The sequence below is a fragment of the Microbacterium maritypicum genome, assembly GCF_041529975.1.
In the GTDB taxonomy this organism is placed as follows: Bacteria; Actinomycetota; Actinomycetes; order Actinomycetales; family Microbacteriaceae; genus Microbacterium.
Window position 1 is genome coordinate 2,590,341 of sequence record NZ_CP168030.1, and the last position, 16,152, is coordinate 2,606,492.

Annotated in this window: 14 protein-coding genes; all 14 read left to right on the forward strand. The window is 67.8% G+C overall.

Annotated elements, in window-relative coordinates:
• Positions 1 to 41: 41 nt before the first annotated feature.
• The 14 genes from alaS (at position 42) to ACCO44_RS12640 (ending at position 16,112) form a co-directional block, all read left to right on the forward strand.
• On the forward strand, positions 42 to 2,702 hold the full coding sequence (gene alaS / locus ACCO44_RS12575; RefSeq protein WP_372466786.1) for an alanine--tRNA ligase: 2,661 nt from the start codon (positions 42 to 44) through the stop codon (positions 2,700 to 2,702).
• Positions 2,699 to 3,172, forward strand: coding sequence for a Holliday junction resolvase RuvX (ruvX, locus tag ACCO44_RS12580; RefSeq protein ID WP_029263337.1), 474 nt, complete (start codon positions 2,699 to 2,701; stop codon positions 3,170 to 3,172). Before alaS ends, ruvX begins: the two co-directional genes overlap by 4 nt.
• 2 nt (positions 3,173 to 3,174) lie before the next feature.
• Positions 3,175 to 4,695, forward strand: a complete 1,521-nt coding sequence (gene mltG / locus ACCO44_RS12585; RefSeq protein ID WP_372466787.1) for an endolytic transglycosylase MltG — start codon at positions 3,175 to 3,177, stop codon at positions 4,693 to 4,695.
• Positions 4,696 to 4,699: 4 nt separating this feature from the next.
• Complete coding sequence (locus ACCO44_RS12590; RefSeq protein WP_372466789.1) at positions 4,700 to 5,512, forward strand: shikimate dehydrogenase; 813 nt, start codon at positions 4,700 to 4,702, stop codon at positions 5,510 to 5,512.
• A 60-nt stretch (positions 5,513 to 5,572) separates the two neighbouring features.
• Positions 5,573 to 6,802 (forward strand): chorismate synthase, encoded by a 1,230-nt coding sequence (aroC, locus tag ACCO44_RS12595; protein WP_105709960.1) that lies wholly within the window; start codon positions 5,573 to 5,575, stop codon positions 6,800 to 6,802.
• Complete coding sequence (locus tag ACCO44_RS12600; protein ID WP_262000958.1) at positions 6,786 to 7,307, forward strand: shikimate kinase; 522 nt, start codon at positions 6,786 to 6,788, stop codon at positions 7,305 to 7,307. The genes aroC and ACCO44_RS12600 overlap by 17 nt, the downstream gene beginning before the upstream one ends.
• Positions 7,304 to 8,392 (forward strand): 3-dehydroquinate synthase, encoded by a 1,089-nt coding sequence (gene aroB, locus ACCO44_RS12605; protein ID WP_029263342.1) that lies wholly within the window; start codon positions 7,304 to 7,306, stop codon positions 8,390 to 8,392. Before ACCO44_RS12600 ends, aroB begins: the two co-directional genes overlap by 4 nt.
• Entirely contained in the window at positions 8,389 to 8,823 is a 435-nt protein-coding gene (gene aroQ, locus ACCO44_RS12610; RefSeq protein WP_372466790.1) for a type II 3-dehydroquinate dehydratase, read from the forward strand. The genes aroB and aroQ overlap by 4 nt, the downstream gene beginning before the upstream one ends.
• Positions 8,824 to 9,035: 212 nt before the next feature.
• On the forward strand, positions 9,036 to 9,596 hold the full coding sequence (efp, locus tag ACCO44_RS12615; RefSeq protein ID WP_029263344.1) for an elongation factor P: 561 nt from the start codon (positions 9,036 to 9,038) through the stop codon (positions 9,594 to 9,596).
• 3 nt (positions 9,597 to 9,599) lie between these two features.
• Positions 9,600 to 10,010: a transcription antitermination factor NusB gene (nusB, locus tag ACCO44_RS12620; protein ID WP_029263345.1), complete on the forward strand. Its 411-nt coding sequence runs from the start codon at positions 9,600 to 9,602 to the stop codon at positions 10,008 to 10,010.
• A gap of 46 nt (positions 10,011 to 10,056) precedes the next feature.
• Entirely contained in the window at positions 10,057 to 13,014 is a 2,958-nt protein-coding gene (locus tag ACCO44_RS12625; protein ID WP_372466791.1) for a DEAD/DEAH box helicase, read from the forward strand.
• A gap of 183 nt (positions 13,015 to 13,197) precedes the next feature.
• A complete protein-coding gene (locus ACCO44_RS12630) occupies positions 13,198 to 14,055 on the forward strand; it encodes a hypothetical protein (protein WP_372466793.1) in 858 nt (285 codons plus the stop codon).
• Positions 14,052 to 14,387 carry a hypothetical protein gene (locus ACCO44_RS12635; RefSeq protein ID WP_029263348.1) on the forward strand — a complete coding sequence of 112 codons (336 nt, stop codon included), beginning with the start codon at positions 14,052 to 14,054 and terminating at the stop codon, positions 14,385 to 14,387. The genes ACCO44_RS12630 and ACCO44_RS12635 overlap by 4 nt, the downstream gene beginning before the upstream one ends.
• Before the next feature lie 147 nt (positions 14,388 to 14,534).
• Entirely contained in the window at positions 14,535 to 16,112 is a 1,578-nt protein-coding gene (locus ACCO44_RS12640) for a Rieske 2Fe-2S domain-containing protein (RefSeq protein WP_372466794.1), read from the forward strand.
• Positions 16,113 to 16,152 lie beyond the last annotated feature (40 nt).

Here is a 16,152-nt window from a genome sequence, read left to right on the forward strand (position 1 = left end):
GCCACGGCGCGGCATCTTCACGCAAGGACACCCGGCACTCTATGAAAACTGCGGAGATCGCGCAGCGTTACCTCGACTTCTTCGAGAAGAACGACCACCTCATCGTCCCTTCGGCCTCACTCGTCAGCGACGATCCGTCGCTGCTGTTCACGGTGGCCGGGATGGTGCCGATGATCCCGTACCTCACGGGCGTCGTCCCCGCCCCGCATCCGCGCATCGCCGATGTGCAGAAGTGCATTCGCACGAACGACATCGAAGAGGTCGGTCGCACCGCGCGTCACGGCACGTTCTTCCAGATGCTCGGCAACTGGTCGTTCGGCGACTACTTCAAAGAAGGCGCGATCCGCTACGCCTGGGAGCTGCTGACGAGCTCCGAGTCCGACGGCGGTCTCGGCTTCGATGAGAAGGACCTCTGGGTCACCGTCTACGAGACCGACGACGAGGCCGAGGCCATCTGGCGCGACATCATCGGGCTGAAGCCCGAGCGTATCCAGCGTCTCGGACGCGCGGACAACTACTGGAACACCGGACAGCCCGGCCCCGGTGGCCCCGACTCCGAGATCTTCTTCGATCGCGGTCCGGCATACGGAAAGGACGGCGGCCCCGCCGTCGACGACACGAGGTTCCTGGAGATCTGGAACCTCGTGTTCATGCAGGACTTCATCGAGAACATCCGTGGCAAGACCGAGTTCGACATCGTCGGCGAGCTGCCGATGAAGAACATCGACACCGGCATGGGCCTCGAGCGCGTCGCCTTCCTCAAGCAGGGCGTGGAGAACATGTACGAGTCGGACCAGGTGCGTCCGGTGCTGGACCGCGCCGTCGAGCTCTCCGGACGCCGCTACGGCGTGCAGCACGAGGATGACGTGCGCTTCCGCGTCGTCGCCGACCACGTGCGCTCCTCGCTCATGCTCCTCTCCGACGGGGTTCGTCCCTCCAACGAGGGACGCGGGTACATCCTCCGCCGCCTCATGCGCCGCACCGTTCGCTCCATGCGTCTGCTCGGCGTCGACGAGCCGGTGTTCCCCGAGCTGTTCGCCGCATCGCGCGACGTGATGAAGACCACATACCCGGAGCTCGAGAAGGACTGGTCTGTGCTCTCGGCGTCGGCCTTCGCGGAGGAGGAGACCTTCCGTCGCACGCTCGTCGCCGGTTCGACGATCCTCGACCTCGCTCTCGACGAGACCAAGAAGGGCGGCGGCAAGACCCTCAGTGGTCCCGAGGCCTTCCTGCTGCACGACACCTACGGCTTCCCGATCGATCTCACCCTCGAGGTTGCCGAAGAGGCCGGGCTCGAGGTCGACCGCACCGCGTTCGACACGCTCATGCAGGAGCAGCGCCAGCGCGCCAAGGACGACGCTCGCAATCGCAAGCGTCAGCTCGCCGACGTCTCGGTGTACCGCGACCTGCGCGCCCTGGGCGAGACCGGCTTCGACGGATACACGGCGCTCGAGGTCGAATCTCGTGTGATCGGACTCCTCGTCGACGGGGTTCCGGTGCGCAGCGCCGCCGAGGGGCAGATCGCCGAGGTCGTACTCAGCGAGACCACGCTGTATGCGGAGTCGGGCGGTCAGGTCGCCGACAAGGGCACGATCGTCGGACCGGGCTACGAGCTCGAGGTACTCGATGTGCAGAAGCCCGTTCCCGGTCTTATCAGCCACACCGTCGAGGTCGCCCGCGGAAGCGTCGCGGTCGACGACGTCGCGACGACCGTCGTGGACGCCGCCAACCGTCGCGCGGCACGCCAGGCGCACTCGGCGACGCACCTCGTGCATGCCGCTCTCCGGGACACGCTCGGACCGACCGCCACGCAGGCGGGGTCGTTGAACCGCGCGGGTTACATGCGATTCGACTTCTCGTGGTCGCAGGCGCTCTCCGCGGACACGCGCAGCGAGATCGAGGAGATCACCAACCGCGCCGTGCAGGACGCCCTCGAGGTGACCACGCGCATCGTCTCCCTCGACGAGGCGAAGGAAGCCGGCGCCATGGCGCTGTTCGGCGAGAAGTACGGCGACGTCGTGCGCATGGTCGACATCGGCGGCCCCTGGTCGCGTGAGCTGTGCGCCGGTACACACGTGGGCACGAGTGCCGAGATCGGTCTGGTCAGCCTCGTCGGAGAATCGTCCGTCGGTGCATCCAACCGCCGTATCGAAGCCCTCGTCGGCGCCGATGCCTTCCGCGAGCTCGCAGCCGAGCGGGCGATCGTCTCGCAGCTCACCAGCTCGCTGAAGACGCCCCGTGAGCAGCTGCCCGAGCGGATTGCCGATCTCACGGCGAGCCTGAAGGCCGCGGAGAAGCGCATCGCGCAGTTCGAGTCCCAGCAGCGCGCGGGGCAGATCCCGGCGATCGTCGAGGCCGCGAAGCGCGTCGGCGCCTTCCGGCTCGCAGCACTCAACCTCGGCGACGTGGCATCTGCCGATGATGTGCGCGACCTCGTCAACGGCGTGCGCGATCGGCTCGGCTCCGATGCCGCGGTCGTCGCCCTGGGGGCGGTCGTCAACGGTCGCCCGGTCGTGGTCGTGGCGACGAACGATGCTGCTCGATCCGCCGGCGCGAAGGCGGGTGCGCTCGCGAAGCGCGCCGCCGGTGTACTCGGCGGCGGTGGCGGAGGACGCGATGATGTCGCGCAGGGCGGCGGCGCGGACGCCGCGGCTCTTCCCGCGGCTCTCGAGGCCATCTCGCAGGAGCTGCACGGCGCGTGAGCGGCTTCCGCCGCGGTGTGCGGCTCGGCATCGACGTCGGTCGGGCGAGGGTCGGTGTCGCCCGCTGCGACCCGGACGGCATGCTCGCCGTGCCGGTCGAGACGGTCCCGCGGGACGAGGCGTCGATCGATCGCCTCGTCCAGCTCGCGGGGGAGTACGAGCCTCTGGAGTTCGTGGTCGGACTGCCGGTGAACATGCGGGGCGCCGATACGCCGTCGACAACGGACGCACGGGAGTTCGCGGCGGCTCTCCAGCTGCGCAGTGGCATCGTCGTGCGGCTCGTCGACGAGCGTCTGAGCACCGTTTCCGCGCACGCCGCCCTGCGCAGTTCCGGGAGATCTCAGAAGAAGTCTCGTAGCATTGTGGATCAGGTCGCCGCCGTGGTGCTTCTGCAGCAGGCGATCGATATGGAGAAGAGCACCGGAAACCCGGCCGGTGCGGCCATCTCGCCTGACGAGGAGCACGCCTGACGATGTCCGAACGCGACAACGAAACGCCGCGGCATGACGCAGACTCCCGCCTGGGGGAGCTGTTCGAGAACCTTCCGGAGCCGACCACGCAGATTCCGACGGTCGACAACAGTGCGCCCGCTCCGGGTTCGCGTCGTGCGGCTCGTGAAGCCGCCTCGGGGGACGCCACGGCGCCCACGAACGGCGCATCGGGTGACCATCTGCAGCCATCGCCCGTGCCGGTCCGTGCGTCCGCCGACGAGGCGGCCGCGGCGAACCGCGAGTCCCCGTCGCCGACCCCTGTGCGCGACTCGGCCGACTCCGTGGACGCGGGCGATACGCCGACGCGAGCCGTTCCGGTGACCCGGCCGCCGGCAGCATCCGCGTCGCCGGCCGCGACGCCGGAGCCCGTGATCGGCGGCGGGCTCGACGACCTCTTCGCCCCGCACGACGATCACGTCGACGCCACGCCGAAGAAGAAGCGTCGCAAGGGATGCCTGATCGCGTTGATCATCGTCCTCGCAATCGTCGGCGGCCTCGCGGGAGCCGGCGTCTGGGTGGCGAACACCTACGGTGACAGGATCAGCGAGGCCATGGGCTGGGGGCCGTCGAAGGACTGGGAACCGGGTCAGGCGACCGGCGAAGCACTGGTCACTATCAAGGAAGGCGACACCGGCGGACCGGTCTCGATCGCTCTCCACGAAGCGGGCGTCACGAAGACCGAGGATGTGTTCTACGACTACTTGGTCGATGAGGGCATCAACCCGACGTTCTACCCCGGTGTGTACCGCCTGCAGCAGAAGATGACGGCCGAGGCCGCTCTCGCCGCTCTCGAGGATGAGGCCAACAAGCTCGAGAACACGGTGTCGGTCGGCGAGGGCGCGACGATCGTCTCGTCGCTGCCCGGCATGGCCGAGACTCTCGGCCTCCCGCTCGCCGACTTCGAGGCGGCCGTCAAGGACCCGTCGCAGTACGGCGTCGACGCGCGTAGCCTCGAAGGCTGGCTGTTCCCGGCCGTGTACACCTTCGACCCTGAGGTCACCCCGACGCAGGTCATCCAGCGGATGGTCGACCGTACCCGCCAAGCGCTCGATGAGGCAGGAGTGCCGCCCGAAGACGCGCAGCGCGTGCTGACGATCGCCTCGATCATCCAGCGTGAAGGCCGACTGGACGACTTCGCGAAGGTGTCGCGAGTCATCCAGAACCGTCTGGATATCGACATGCTGCTGCAGATGGACTCGACAGCCCAGTACGGCTATGGATCGCTGCACGAGGGTGTCGTCTCGAGCTCCAAGGAGGCGCTCGAGAGCGACAACGAGTGGAACACCTATAAGCGCCAAGGACTCCCCGCGACCCCGATCTCGAGCGCGAGCGACGCTGCCATCGATGCCGCCATGCATCCGGCGGACGGTCCCTGGCTGTACTTCGTCACGATCAACCTCGAAACCGGGGAGACGCAGTTCTCCGAGACCATGTCCGAGCACGAACAGGGGATCGAGAAGTGGCGCGCGTGGTGCCGGGAAAACCCCGACGCGGGCTGCTGAGACGGTGACCGGTACCCGTCTGGCGGTCTGGGGCGACCCGATCGCGCACTCCAAGTCGCCGGACCTGCACGCCGCGGCCTACCGCGTGCTGGGCATGGACTGGGAGTACGGGCGCCGTCAGGTCACCGCCGACGGATTCGCGGGGGCGCTCCGAGGACTCGACGACTCCTGGCGCGGTCTCTCGCTGACCATGCCGTTGAAGGAGGAGGCGTTTCGCGCCGCTGAGACGAGGGACGCCCACGCCGAGCTCACCGGCGCCGTCAACACCCTGCTGCTCGGGGACGCACCCGCGGGTTTCAACACCGACGTAGGAGGGATCGTCGACGCACTGGCCGAGGCCGGGGTGACCGAGGCGGGAACGGTCCGCATCCTCGGGGCCGGCGCCACGGCTGCCTCCGCGCTCGTGGCGGCGTCGGAGCTGGGTGCGACCCGGGTGGTCGTGCATGCCCGACGACCCGAACGAGCGGCGGGGCTGGTGGCGCTCGGAGCGCGCATCGACGTCGTGGTGGAGGCGCAGCCGCTCGATGGGCCGACCACGTCCGCCGACCTCACGATCGCCACGCTGCCGAGTGGGACCGCACTCCCCGTCGACACCTCGACGGCCTTGGCGGCGAGCGGGGGAGCGCTCTTCGACGCCGCGTACGCGCCGTGGCCCTCGGCTCTCGCGGCGAATTGGGGGGATGGCGCGGTGATCTCCGGACTCGGCATGCTGCTGCACCAGGCCGTGCGTCAGATCCGCATCTTCCATCACGGTGACCCCCGCATCGAGCTACCGGATGAGGGCCCGGTCGTTGCCGCGATGCGCGCCGCGCTCTGAGCCGACTCGCAGGACGAAACGCGGCGCAGCGGGGGTCCGAACCCGTGGGAGACTGGAGCAATGCTCCGCGTGCTCACGGCCGGCGAATCCCACGGCCCAGAACTCATCGCCGTCATGGAGGGTCTGCCCTCCGGCGTCCCTGTCTCCTCCGAGGCCATCCAGGCCGATCTCGCCCGTCGAAAGCTGGGTTACGGCCGCGGCTCGCGCATGAAGTTCGAGCAGGATGAGCTGACCCTCTCGGGCGGCGTCCGCCACGGAAAGAGCCTGGGCAGCCCGATCGCCCTGCGCATCGGCAACACCGAGTGGCCGAAGTGGATCGAGGTCATGAACCCCGAACCCGTCGAGCTCACCGACAAGTCCCGTGGGCGCAGCGCTCCGCTCACGCGGCCGCGCCCGGGGCACGCCGACCTCGTCGGCATGCAGAAGTACGACTTCGACGAGGCGCGTCCGATCCTGGAGCGTGCGAGCGCGCGCGAGACGGCGGCACGCGTCGCTCTCGGCGCCATCGCCCGTTCGTTCCTCGGCGAGCTCGGCATCCGTCTGGTCAGCCACACGCTCTCGATCGGTCCGGTGCAGGTTCCTCCGGGCTCTGCTCTTCCGACGCCGGACGACGTGGACGCCTTGGACGCCGATCCGCTCCGCTGCTTCGACGCCGCGACGTCGGCACTCATGGTCGCCGAGGTCGACGACGCGAAGAAGGACGGCGACACGCTCGGCGGCATCGTCGAGGTGCTGGCGTACGGCCTCCCGCCCGGGCTCGGCTCGCACGTGCACTGGGACCGGCGTCTGGACGCCCGTCTCGCCCAGGCGCTGATGAGCATCCAGGCGATCAAGGGCGTCGAGGTCGGCGACGGGTTCGAGACCACGCGCCGTCGTGGCTCGGCGGCGCACGACGAGCTGTTCGCGACCGCTGACGGCATCACCCGCGGCTCCGACCGCGCCGGCGGCACCGAGGGCGGCATGTCCACGGGCACCGTGCTGCGCGTGCGTGCCGGTATGAAGCCGATCGCCACGGTGCCGCACGCGCTGCGCACCATCGACATCGCGACCGGCGACGACGCGACCGCCCATCACCAGCGCTCCGACGTGTGCGCGGTTCCCGCGGCGGGTGTGGTCGCCGAGGCCATGGTCGCGGTCGAGCTGGCGAACGCCGTGCTGGAGAAGTTCGGCGGCGACAGCATCCGTGAGACGCGGCGCAACCTCGACGGGTACCTCGACGGCATCCCCGCGGAGCTGCGCACGACACCCGCGTCCGAGGCGGCGCTCATCGCGCATGACGAGCGAGGCTGACCCGCTGACGCTGGTGCTGGTCGGCCCGATGGCCGCCGGCAAGACCAGCGTCGGTCGACGCGTCGCGCGTCGACTGGGAGTCGCCTTCGTCGACACCGACAAGCGCATCGTCGCCGCTCACGGGCCGATCCCCGCCATCTTCGCGGAGCACGGCGAGGCGCACTTCCGAGACCTGGAACGGGCAGCGGTGGCGGACGCGCTCTCCGAGGGCGGCGTGATCTCCCTCGGAGGCGGCGCGGTGACGCAGGCCGACACGCGCGATCTGCTCAAGGATCAACCGGTCGTCTTCCTGACGGTGAGCGTCGATGCGGTGGCCGACCGCCTGCGCGGCAGCAATCGTCCGCTGCTGGCGGGCGAGGAGGATCCGGTCGAGCGCTGGAAGAAGATCTTCGAGGAACGCCGGAGGTGGTACGCCGAGGTCGCCTCGACGACCTTCGACACCTCACGTCGTCCGATGCAGAGGATCGCGGACGACATCGTGACATGGAGGAGAGAGCAGCGATGAGCACGACGACCATCAGCGTCACCGGGAACGATGCCTACGACATCACGATCGGGCGGGGGATCCTGGAGCAGGTCTCGGCTGCCCTCGCGCCGGGTGTGCGCAAGATCCTGGTCGTGCACCCGCCGACGCTCGCGGCGCGCGCGGCCGAGCTGCGGGACCGTCTGCTCGCCGACACGGCCGAAGGACCGCGCGAAGTTCTGCTCGCCGAGATCCCGGACGCGGAGCAGGGCAAGCGCATCGAGGTCGCCGCATTCTGCTGGCAGGTCATGGGGCAGGCCGACTTCACCCGCAGCGACGCCGTCGTCGGCTACGGCGGCGGTGCAGTGACCGATCTCGCAGGTTTCGTCGCGGCGACCTGGCTGCGCGGTGTGCAGCTGGTCCAGGTGCCCACCACCGTTCTCGGGCTGGTCGACGCCGCGGTCGGCGGGAAGACCGGCGTCAACACCGCCGAGGGCAAGAACCTCGTCGGCGCGTTCTGGGCCCCCAGCGCCGTGATCGGCGACCTCGACGAGCTCGCCAGCCTGAGCCCGAACGAGGCGACCGCAGGGTTCGCCGAGGTGGTCAAGGCCGGGTTCATCTGGGCACCGGAGATCCTCGACATCATCGAGGCTGATCCCGTCCGCGCGGTGGATACGACCACCGACGAATTCCGTCGTGCGATCGAGCTGGCTATCGGTATGAAGGCGGAGGTGGTCTCCGACGACTTCCGCGAGGCCGGCCTCCGCGAGATCCTGAACTACGGACACACCCTCGGGCACGCGATCGAGCATGCCGAGCGGTACCGCTGGCGGCATGGTGCGGCGATCTCGGTGGGGATGCTGTACGCCGCGGAGCTCTCTCGCCTCGCGGGCCGGCTCTCCGACGCCGCGGCCGAACGCCACCGCACCGTCCTCGACTCTCTGGGGCTTCCCACGTCGTACCGCGCCGGAGCGTGGCCGCAACTGCTCGCCACGATGCAGCGCGACAAGAAGAGCCGCGGCGGGATGCTCCGTTTCATCCTGCTCGACGACATCGCCAAGCCCACCGTGCTGCAGGCCCCGGACGAGTCGCTGATGTTCGCCGCCTACCAGGAGGTGGGTGCGTGACCCGCCGCATCCTCCTGGTCAACGGCCCGAACCTGAACCTGCTGGGCACGCGCGAACCCGAGGTCTACGGCACCGCCACGCTCGCCGACGTGGAGCGGATCACCGCTGCTGCCGCCGCCGAGTTCGACTTCGAGGTGCGCGCGGTGCAGAGCAACCACGAGGGCGTCCTGATCGACGCCATCCACGCCGCGCGCGAGGACTGCGCGGCCATCGTGATCAACCCCGGGGGGCTCACGCACACGTCCGTAGTGCTGCGGGACGCGCTGACCGGTGTCGCGCTGCCGTTCGCCGAGGTGCACATCTCCGATGTGTACGCGCGCGAGGAGTTCCGCCACCACTCCTACCTGCATGATGTCGCCGTGGTCCGCATCGTCGGACGCGGCGTCGACGGATATGCCGACGCCGTGCGCGAACTGGTCACGCACCTCTGATCGAAACGAGTCGCCGTCCACCGCGATGGCCATCAGCTGAGCGCCGAAACGGATGACGTCCACGGGGCGTGCGAGGCGGTGCTGCGTGCCTACGTTCTCGTGGGATGGGCTGATCCACGGCATGGGCCGTGCGGGGGTCCGGCCGCTCATCCCTTAGACTCGACTGTCGGCCTCGTCCGAACCCGCAGACACACGAACGGAACTCGCAGCGCATGGCATCTACCGCAGACATCAAGAACGGCGTCGTCCTCAGCATCGACGGGCAGCTCTGGAGCGTCATCGAGTTCCAGCACGTCAAGCCCGGCAAGGGTGGCGCGTTCGTGCGCACGAAGCTGAAGAACGTCGTCTCCGGCAAGGTCGTCGACCGCACGTACAACGCGGGCGCGAAGATCGAGATCGAGAACGTCGACCGCCGCGACTACACGTACCTGTACACCGACGGCGACGGTTACGTCTTCATGGATCAGACCGACTTCGACCAGATCACGGTCGGCGCCGCCACTGTCGGCGACGCGAAGAACTTCCTTCTCGAGAACCAGGCCGTGACCATCGCCCTGAACAACGGCAACCCGCTGTACATCGACCTCCCGGCATCCGTGATCCTCGAGATCACCTACACCGAGCCGGGCCTGCAGGGCGACCGCTCGTCGGCCGGCACCAAGCCCGCGACGCTCGAGACCGGCTACGAGATCCAGGTGCCGCTGTTCGTCGAGACCGGCACCAAGGTCAAGGTCGACACCCGCACGGGTGACTACCTCGGCCGCGAGAAGTAAGGCGTGAGCGCCCGGACGAAGGCGCGCAAGCGCGCTCTCGACATCCTGTTCTCCGCCGATGTGCGCGGGGATGACATCGCCGTGACGTTGGCGGCCGAGGCGAAGCGTGCGGCCAGCGAGCCTGCACGTGAGGCCTCCTGGCTCTATGCCCGCGAGATCGTCGACGGCATCATCGACCAGCGCGACGAGATCGATGAGCAGATCACGACGCACAGCCGCGACTGGAAGCTCGAGCGGATGCCCGCGGTCGACCGCGCGCTGCTCCGCATCGCGGTGTGGGAGATCCTCTACAACGACGAGGTTCCGACGGCCGTGGCGATCGACGAGGCCGTGGAGCTCGCGAAGGAGTTCTCGACCGACGACTCCGGCGCGTTCGTGCACGGCGTCCTCGCGCGGGTAGCCCGCTCCGCCTGATCGTCCGCCGCGAGGCACTGTCGGTGGTGTCGGAGAGGATGGGGGCATGTCCCTCGCGTCCGATCCGTCCCGCTCGGAGGGCTCGTCATCCGCGGACTGGCGGTCGATTCTCGGTTCTCCGCGCGACTACGCAGAAACTCCACTCGCACTCGGCGTGGAACTGCGGCTGCGCGACGGCCGAGGCGCGAACCCGTGGGCGTCCCGCCCGCAGCGCACGGCGACCGCGCGCGACGTGGCGAAACGTACCGGCGAGATTCTGCTCGGCATCCGGCCGCTCGAGAAGAGTGCGTCGACCGGCGCCTGGGTGCAGGGCACGGCATCGTGGGACGCCGTCCGCCGCTCGCCCACGCAGTACGGACGCGACCGGTCGCGGTGGTTCGCCGATCTGCTCAGCATCGCGCGCGACACTCTTCTGTCGGGCACGGCCGGCGACTGGCTGGTCGCCGACCTGATCGAGTCCGGCCTGCTCTGGGGGCATCTGCGTGCCGCGGCCGACGTCGGCATCCCCCTCGTCGCCGCCCAGAAGAGCACGACCGTCGTGCTCGCGGAGCGCGCATCGATCGGCGCCACCGTCGGACGCGAGGGCGGAGGCCTCATCGTGCACCCGGCCGTCACGATCGACGGCCGCGAGGTCGACCCGCTCGCCGTGCATCCGATCGGGCACAGTGGTCTGTACGAGGTCGCACAACGCGGCACGAATCTCCGTGTCACGCTGGCCGAGGTGGCGATCAGCCGCCCCGTGCACGCCCTGCTCGGCGCCGGCGAGGGCCTCGCGGTGCCTGCCGGTGACGAGGCGGCATTCTTCCGTGATGCCTACCCGCTGCTGGCGCGTCGCATCGATGTGCGGCCGGTCGGTCGGGTCGAGCTGCCTCCTCTTCCGGCGCCCCGTGCCGTGCTGGAGCTGTCCTTCCAGCGGGGCGACACCGTCAAGTATTCGTTCGCGTGGGACTACCGCGGGTTCGGACTCGTGCCTTTCATGCCGAGTTCCGATGCGGTGCGAGACACCGTCGCCGAGAATGCGCTCAGGGATGCGCTTCAGGCCGTGTGGACGGAACGACTGGGGGAGGAGCTCGCGCCCACCGGGGCTTTCCACGACGTCGCGGCCGCCGAGTTCGTCACCCGAGTGGTGCCGGCGCTCGAGGCCGAGGGCGTCACCGTCACCGTCACCGGCCGCAGCAAGAGCTATCACGAGCTCACGGGCGAGCCCGAGATCACGGTGACCACGGTCGAGAGCACTGATCCCGACTGGTTCGATCTCGGCGTCCTGGTGAAGATCGACGGCCGCACCATCCCGTTCGGACCCCTCTTCACCGCATTGAGCAAGGGCAAGAAGAAGCTCCTGCTCTCCGACGGCGGCTATTTCTCCCTGAATCACCGGGCGCTCGACCGCCTCCGCGAACTGATCGAGGAGGCCGGCGAACTCGAGGAGTGGGAAGCCGGCCCGCGGATCAGCCGACATCAGACCGATCTCTGGGAGGAGTTCGAGGATCTCGCCGACGAGGCTCTTCCCGCAGTGACATGGCGGGCGACGGCCGACGGGCTGCGTCGGGCGAGTTCCGTGCCGGCGGTCGCGGTGCCGCAAGGAATCACGGCCGAACTCCGCCCTTATCAGAAAGAGGGTCTGGACTGGCTCGCCTTTCTCTGGGCGCACCGTCTCGGCGGCATCCTCGCCGACGACATGGGCCTCGGCAAGACGCTGCAGCTGCTGGCGCTCATCATGCACGCGCGCGAAGCGGGGGAGCGGCGACCGTTCCTCGTCGTCGTGCCCACGTCTGTCCTCGCGACCTGGCGCAGCGAGGCCGCGCGATTCGCGCCGACGCTGCGCGTGCAGGTCAGGGCGAGCACGCAGGGGCCGCCATTGACGGACTCGCTGCGGGACATCGACCTCGTGATCACGAGCTATGCGGTCGCACGGCTCGACGAGGACGTGTACGCCGGGGTCGAATGGGCCGGGCTCATCCTCGATGAAGCCCAGTTCGTGAAGAACCCCGAGACCAAGCTGCACCGCGCGGTCGCGACGTTCCGCGCGGACGTCACCTTCGCGGTCACCGGAACCCCGATGGAGAACAGTCTCAGCGAGCTGTGGGCCCTGCTCAAGCTGACGGCGCCGGGCCTCTTCGCCTCGGCCCGGAAGTTCCGCGAGGACTACATCCAGCCGATCGAGCAGGGCAAGGTCCCCGAGAACGAGGAGGGCGGCGCCTATCGGCAGCGTCGACTCGAACGGCTGCGCCGCCGCATCCGCCCGCTCCTGCTGCGGCGCACGAAAGAACTCGTCGCGCCGGAGCTGCCGGCGAAACAGGAGCAGATCCTCGAGGTCGAGCTGAGTTCCTCCCACCGGGCGCTCTACGAGGTCGTCCTGCAGCGTGAGCGGCAGAAGGTGCTGGGACTGCTGGAAGACCTCGACCGCAACCGCTTCATCGTGTTCCGCTCCCTGACGCTGATGCGCGTGCTCAGCCTGGCTCCCGGACTGATCGATCCCGAAGACGCGAAGATCGGCTCGCGCAAGCTCGACGTGTTACTCGAGCGCGTGATCGAGCTGCAGGCCGAGGGCCATCGGGCTCTGGTGTTCAGCCAGTTCACGTCGTTCCTCGACATGGCCGCGGCGCGCCTTGATGCCGCAGGCATCCCGTATGCGCATCTGGACGGTTCGACGCGGCAACGTCAGAAGGTGGTCGACGGCTTCACGTCGGGGGAGCAGCCGGTGTTCCTCATCAGCCTGAAGGCCGGCGGATTCGGGCTCACCCTCACCGAGGCCGACTACGTGTTCCTGCTCGACCCGTGGTGGAACCCGGCCGCCGAGGCGCAGGCCGTGGACCGCACGCACCGCATCGGTCAGGACAGCCAGGTGTTCGTCTACCGCATGATCGCCACGGGCACGATCGAGGAGAAGGTGCTCGAACTCCAGCGCAAGAAGGCACGCCTGTTCACGGCGGTCCTGGACGACGAGGCACTGTTCGCGCAGTCGCTCTCGGCCGACGACATCCGCGGGCTGTTCGACGCCTGACCTGTCTCTCGCCGCGAGGTTCGAAGGAGGACGAGCGGCGGGCACGTCGTTTGGACAGCTCAAGCCGGACGGGGTGGGTGGGGCGCATCTACGGGAAGTTCGGTGCGCAAGCAGTCGCAACCCGTACACAGCTAGCGTGTTACCGGTTAGCGGGGATCAAATCGAGGAGGCTTGGAGATGCACATGAGAACGAACCGGACAGTAGGAATCATCATCGCGGGAGCGTTGGCTGCAACAATGGTGACGGCTACACCGGCTCTCGCCGAGGAAGGTACGTCCTCATATGGTGAGGAGGATCAGGCAGTCGCAAGCGCTCTCGGCAACCTGGGTGAAGGTTTGCTCCAGCACCCCGTCGGCTCCCAGTCGCCAGCGCAGGACAATGCTAATCCTGTGATGAGCGACGGCTATCTGGACGTGATCATCCCGGCCAATGCCAGAGATGGCGTTTCCATGACCGTAGGGGAGTTCTCGCTCGGGATATCTCTCCCCAATGCAGCAACCTCAGCCCCCGCCAGTACGCTAGAGAACGGCGCCGTCGCGTTTGCCTCTGGCGGTGAGAGCTCCAACGCCGTCGTTCCGACGGAGGGAGGCGTACAGCTCCTCTCGGTCATCGAGAATAAACTGGCGTCCGAGTCTTACGCGTATGGCCTGTCGATTCCCGCAGGGCACAGGCTCGTGGCGACCGACGAAGGCGGGGCGCAGATCATTGACGCGCAAGGTGTGACCAAGGTGGTCTTTGAGCCGGCTTGGGCCCGCGACGCCAATGGCGAGGCAGTACCAACGCATTACATCGTCGAGGGAACGACCTTGACGCAGATCGTCAAGCATCAGGAGCTCAGCGACGTGGCGTACCCCGTCGTTGCCGATCCTCTCCCCCTGGTCGTCATCGTCGTGACGACGATTGCGATGATCGTCGTTGCCGCGGCGGTACTCGGTGTCGCTACGTGGATCGTTGTCAGCTGGTGGAACACGTGCCGGGCGATGGGGAAGTATCCCGAGCTGTCCACGAAGAATGGCTTCACTGCCAGGTGCGTACGATGACGAGCGCTGAAGGGGCGATCGGAATGCGCGGCTCGGCTTCGTCGATGGTTGGCTATTGCCTGGTCGTTCTCCATTCACTCCTCATCTCGGTCGGGATCGTGCTCGTTGGATGGATGCTATGCGCGGCCGTGGCGTTCGGCGGCGGGACGACGATCGCGATTCCATTTATCGCGACGTTTCGCGGCGCTGCCGGACGGGAATATGCTCCGGCCGTGACGATCACCGGATCCGTAGGCGCCACTGCTCTCCTGATAGTCGCATTGGCAGCGCTCATCACCTTGTTGGTCATCGGAGCGGCCCGCCTGCGGTACCCCCACGGCTCCAACGCCTGAAGTGTGGCACGGCGGCCTCGCGCGGCGATGTGTCGGTGAGGCCGCCGCGGGTTCTTCGACGCCTGACCGGAATACTCACGGCGAGGTCGACCGGGCCCACAGGGAGCCCTCGGTACAATCGAACGGTTCACTTTCGGGAGGAATGCAATGCGGATCACGGGACTCGGCCACGCCGGGATGTTCATCGAGACCTTGGGCGGGAACATCATCTGCGACCCGGTCCTCGGGCCTTCTTTCTACGGATCCTGGTTCCCGTTCCCCGACAACCGAGGGCTCGACTGGGAGCGTTTCGGGCGTGAGGCCGACTTCCTCTGGATCTCGCACCGCCACCGCGACCACTTCGACCCGAAGCTGCTCGAGCGCTACATCCGCAAGGACATCGAGGTGCTTCTTCCGGAGTACCCGACGGATGACCTCGAGAAGGACATCCGCGCGCTCGGCTACACGAACATCACCTACGCACCCGCGGGTCGGGTCATCGAGCGCGGTGAGCTCAAGATGATGATCACACCGCTGCGCGCGCCCAGCGACGGTCCGATCGGCGACTCCTCCCTGAGCGTCGACGACGGTACCGGCTCGGTGCTCAACCAGAACGACTCGCACCCGCTCGACCTCGAGAAGCTGCTCGATTTCGGCAAGCCCGACGCGTACTTCACGCAGGTCTCCGGAGCTATCTGGTGGCCCATGGTCTACGACCTGCCGCTGGATGCCAAGCAGAACTTCGCTCGGCTCAAGCGCGAGGCGCAGAACAAGCGCGCCATGTACTACATCGAGAAGGTCGGTGCCCCGCACGTCTTCCCGATGGCCGGCCCGCCCATGTTCCTCCGCGACGACCTGTTCGACTTCAACGGGCTCGGCAAGAACGGCGAGTCGATCTTCACGGATCAGAAGCAGTTCCTCGCGCACATGAAGGAGCTCGCGCCGCAGTACGACGGCCAGCTCTTCATCCCCGGCACCGTGGTCACGGTCGATGGGGGAGCGGTCACCAGCGAGCAGACCCTCTACACCGAGGCCGAGATCGCGCACATCTTCGATGAGAAGTGGGACTACCTCGAGGAGCAGCGCGCGAGCCGACAGCAGGAGATCCGCGATGAGGAGGCCTCTCGTGCCGAGATCATCCCGCCCGCGGAGATGCTCGAAGCCCTCAAGACGTGGTGGGAGCCGCTACTGAAGAAGTCCCGCACGATCCGGCTCGGCGTCGGTGGCTGCGTGCGCTTCCGCATCGGCGAGCTCGACATGGTCGTCGACTTCCCCCGCGCGAAGGTCCGCGAGTACGCGGGCGAGGAGTGCGTGTACTGGTACACCATCCCCGCCGATCTGGTGTCGACCAACATCGTCGACCACGAGATCGACTGGTCGAACTCGATCTTCCTCTCGATGCAGTTCTCCGTGGGCCGCAGCGGCAAGTTCAACGAGTTCCTGACCACGTTCCTCAAGTGCCTCTCGGTCGACCGCATCGAGTACGTCGAGAACTGGTATCAGGAGCAGACCGACCAGACCGAAGACACCGAGATCGGCGACTGGGTCGTTCAGCGTCGCTGCCCGCACCTGCGCGCAGACCTCACCCGCACCGGCACGGTCGACGAAGACGGCATCCTCACGTGCAGCATGCACGACTGGAAGTGGGATCTGAAGACCGGGCGCTGCCTTTCCACCGCCGGTCACGCGATCCGTTCGTCGAAGATCGACGACGTCACCGATCCGGTGCTGCGAGAGGCCAGCTGACCCTCGGGAGCCTCATCGCTCCGATACACTGGCATGACAA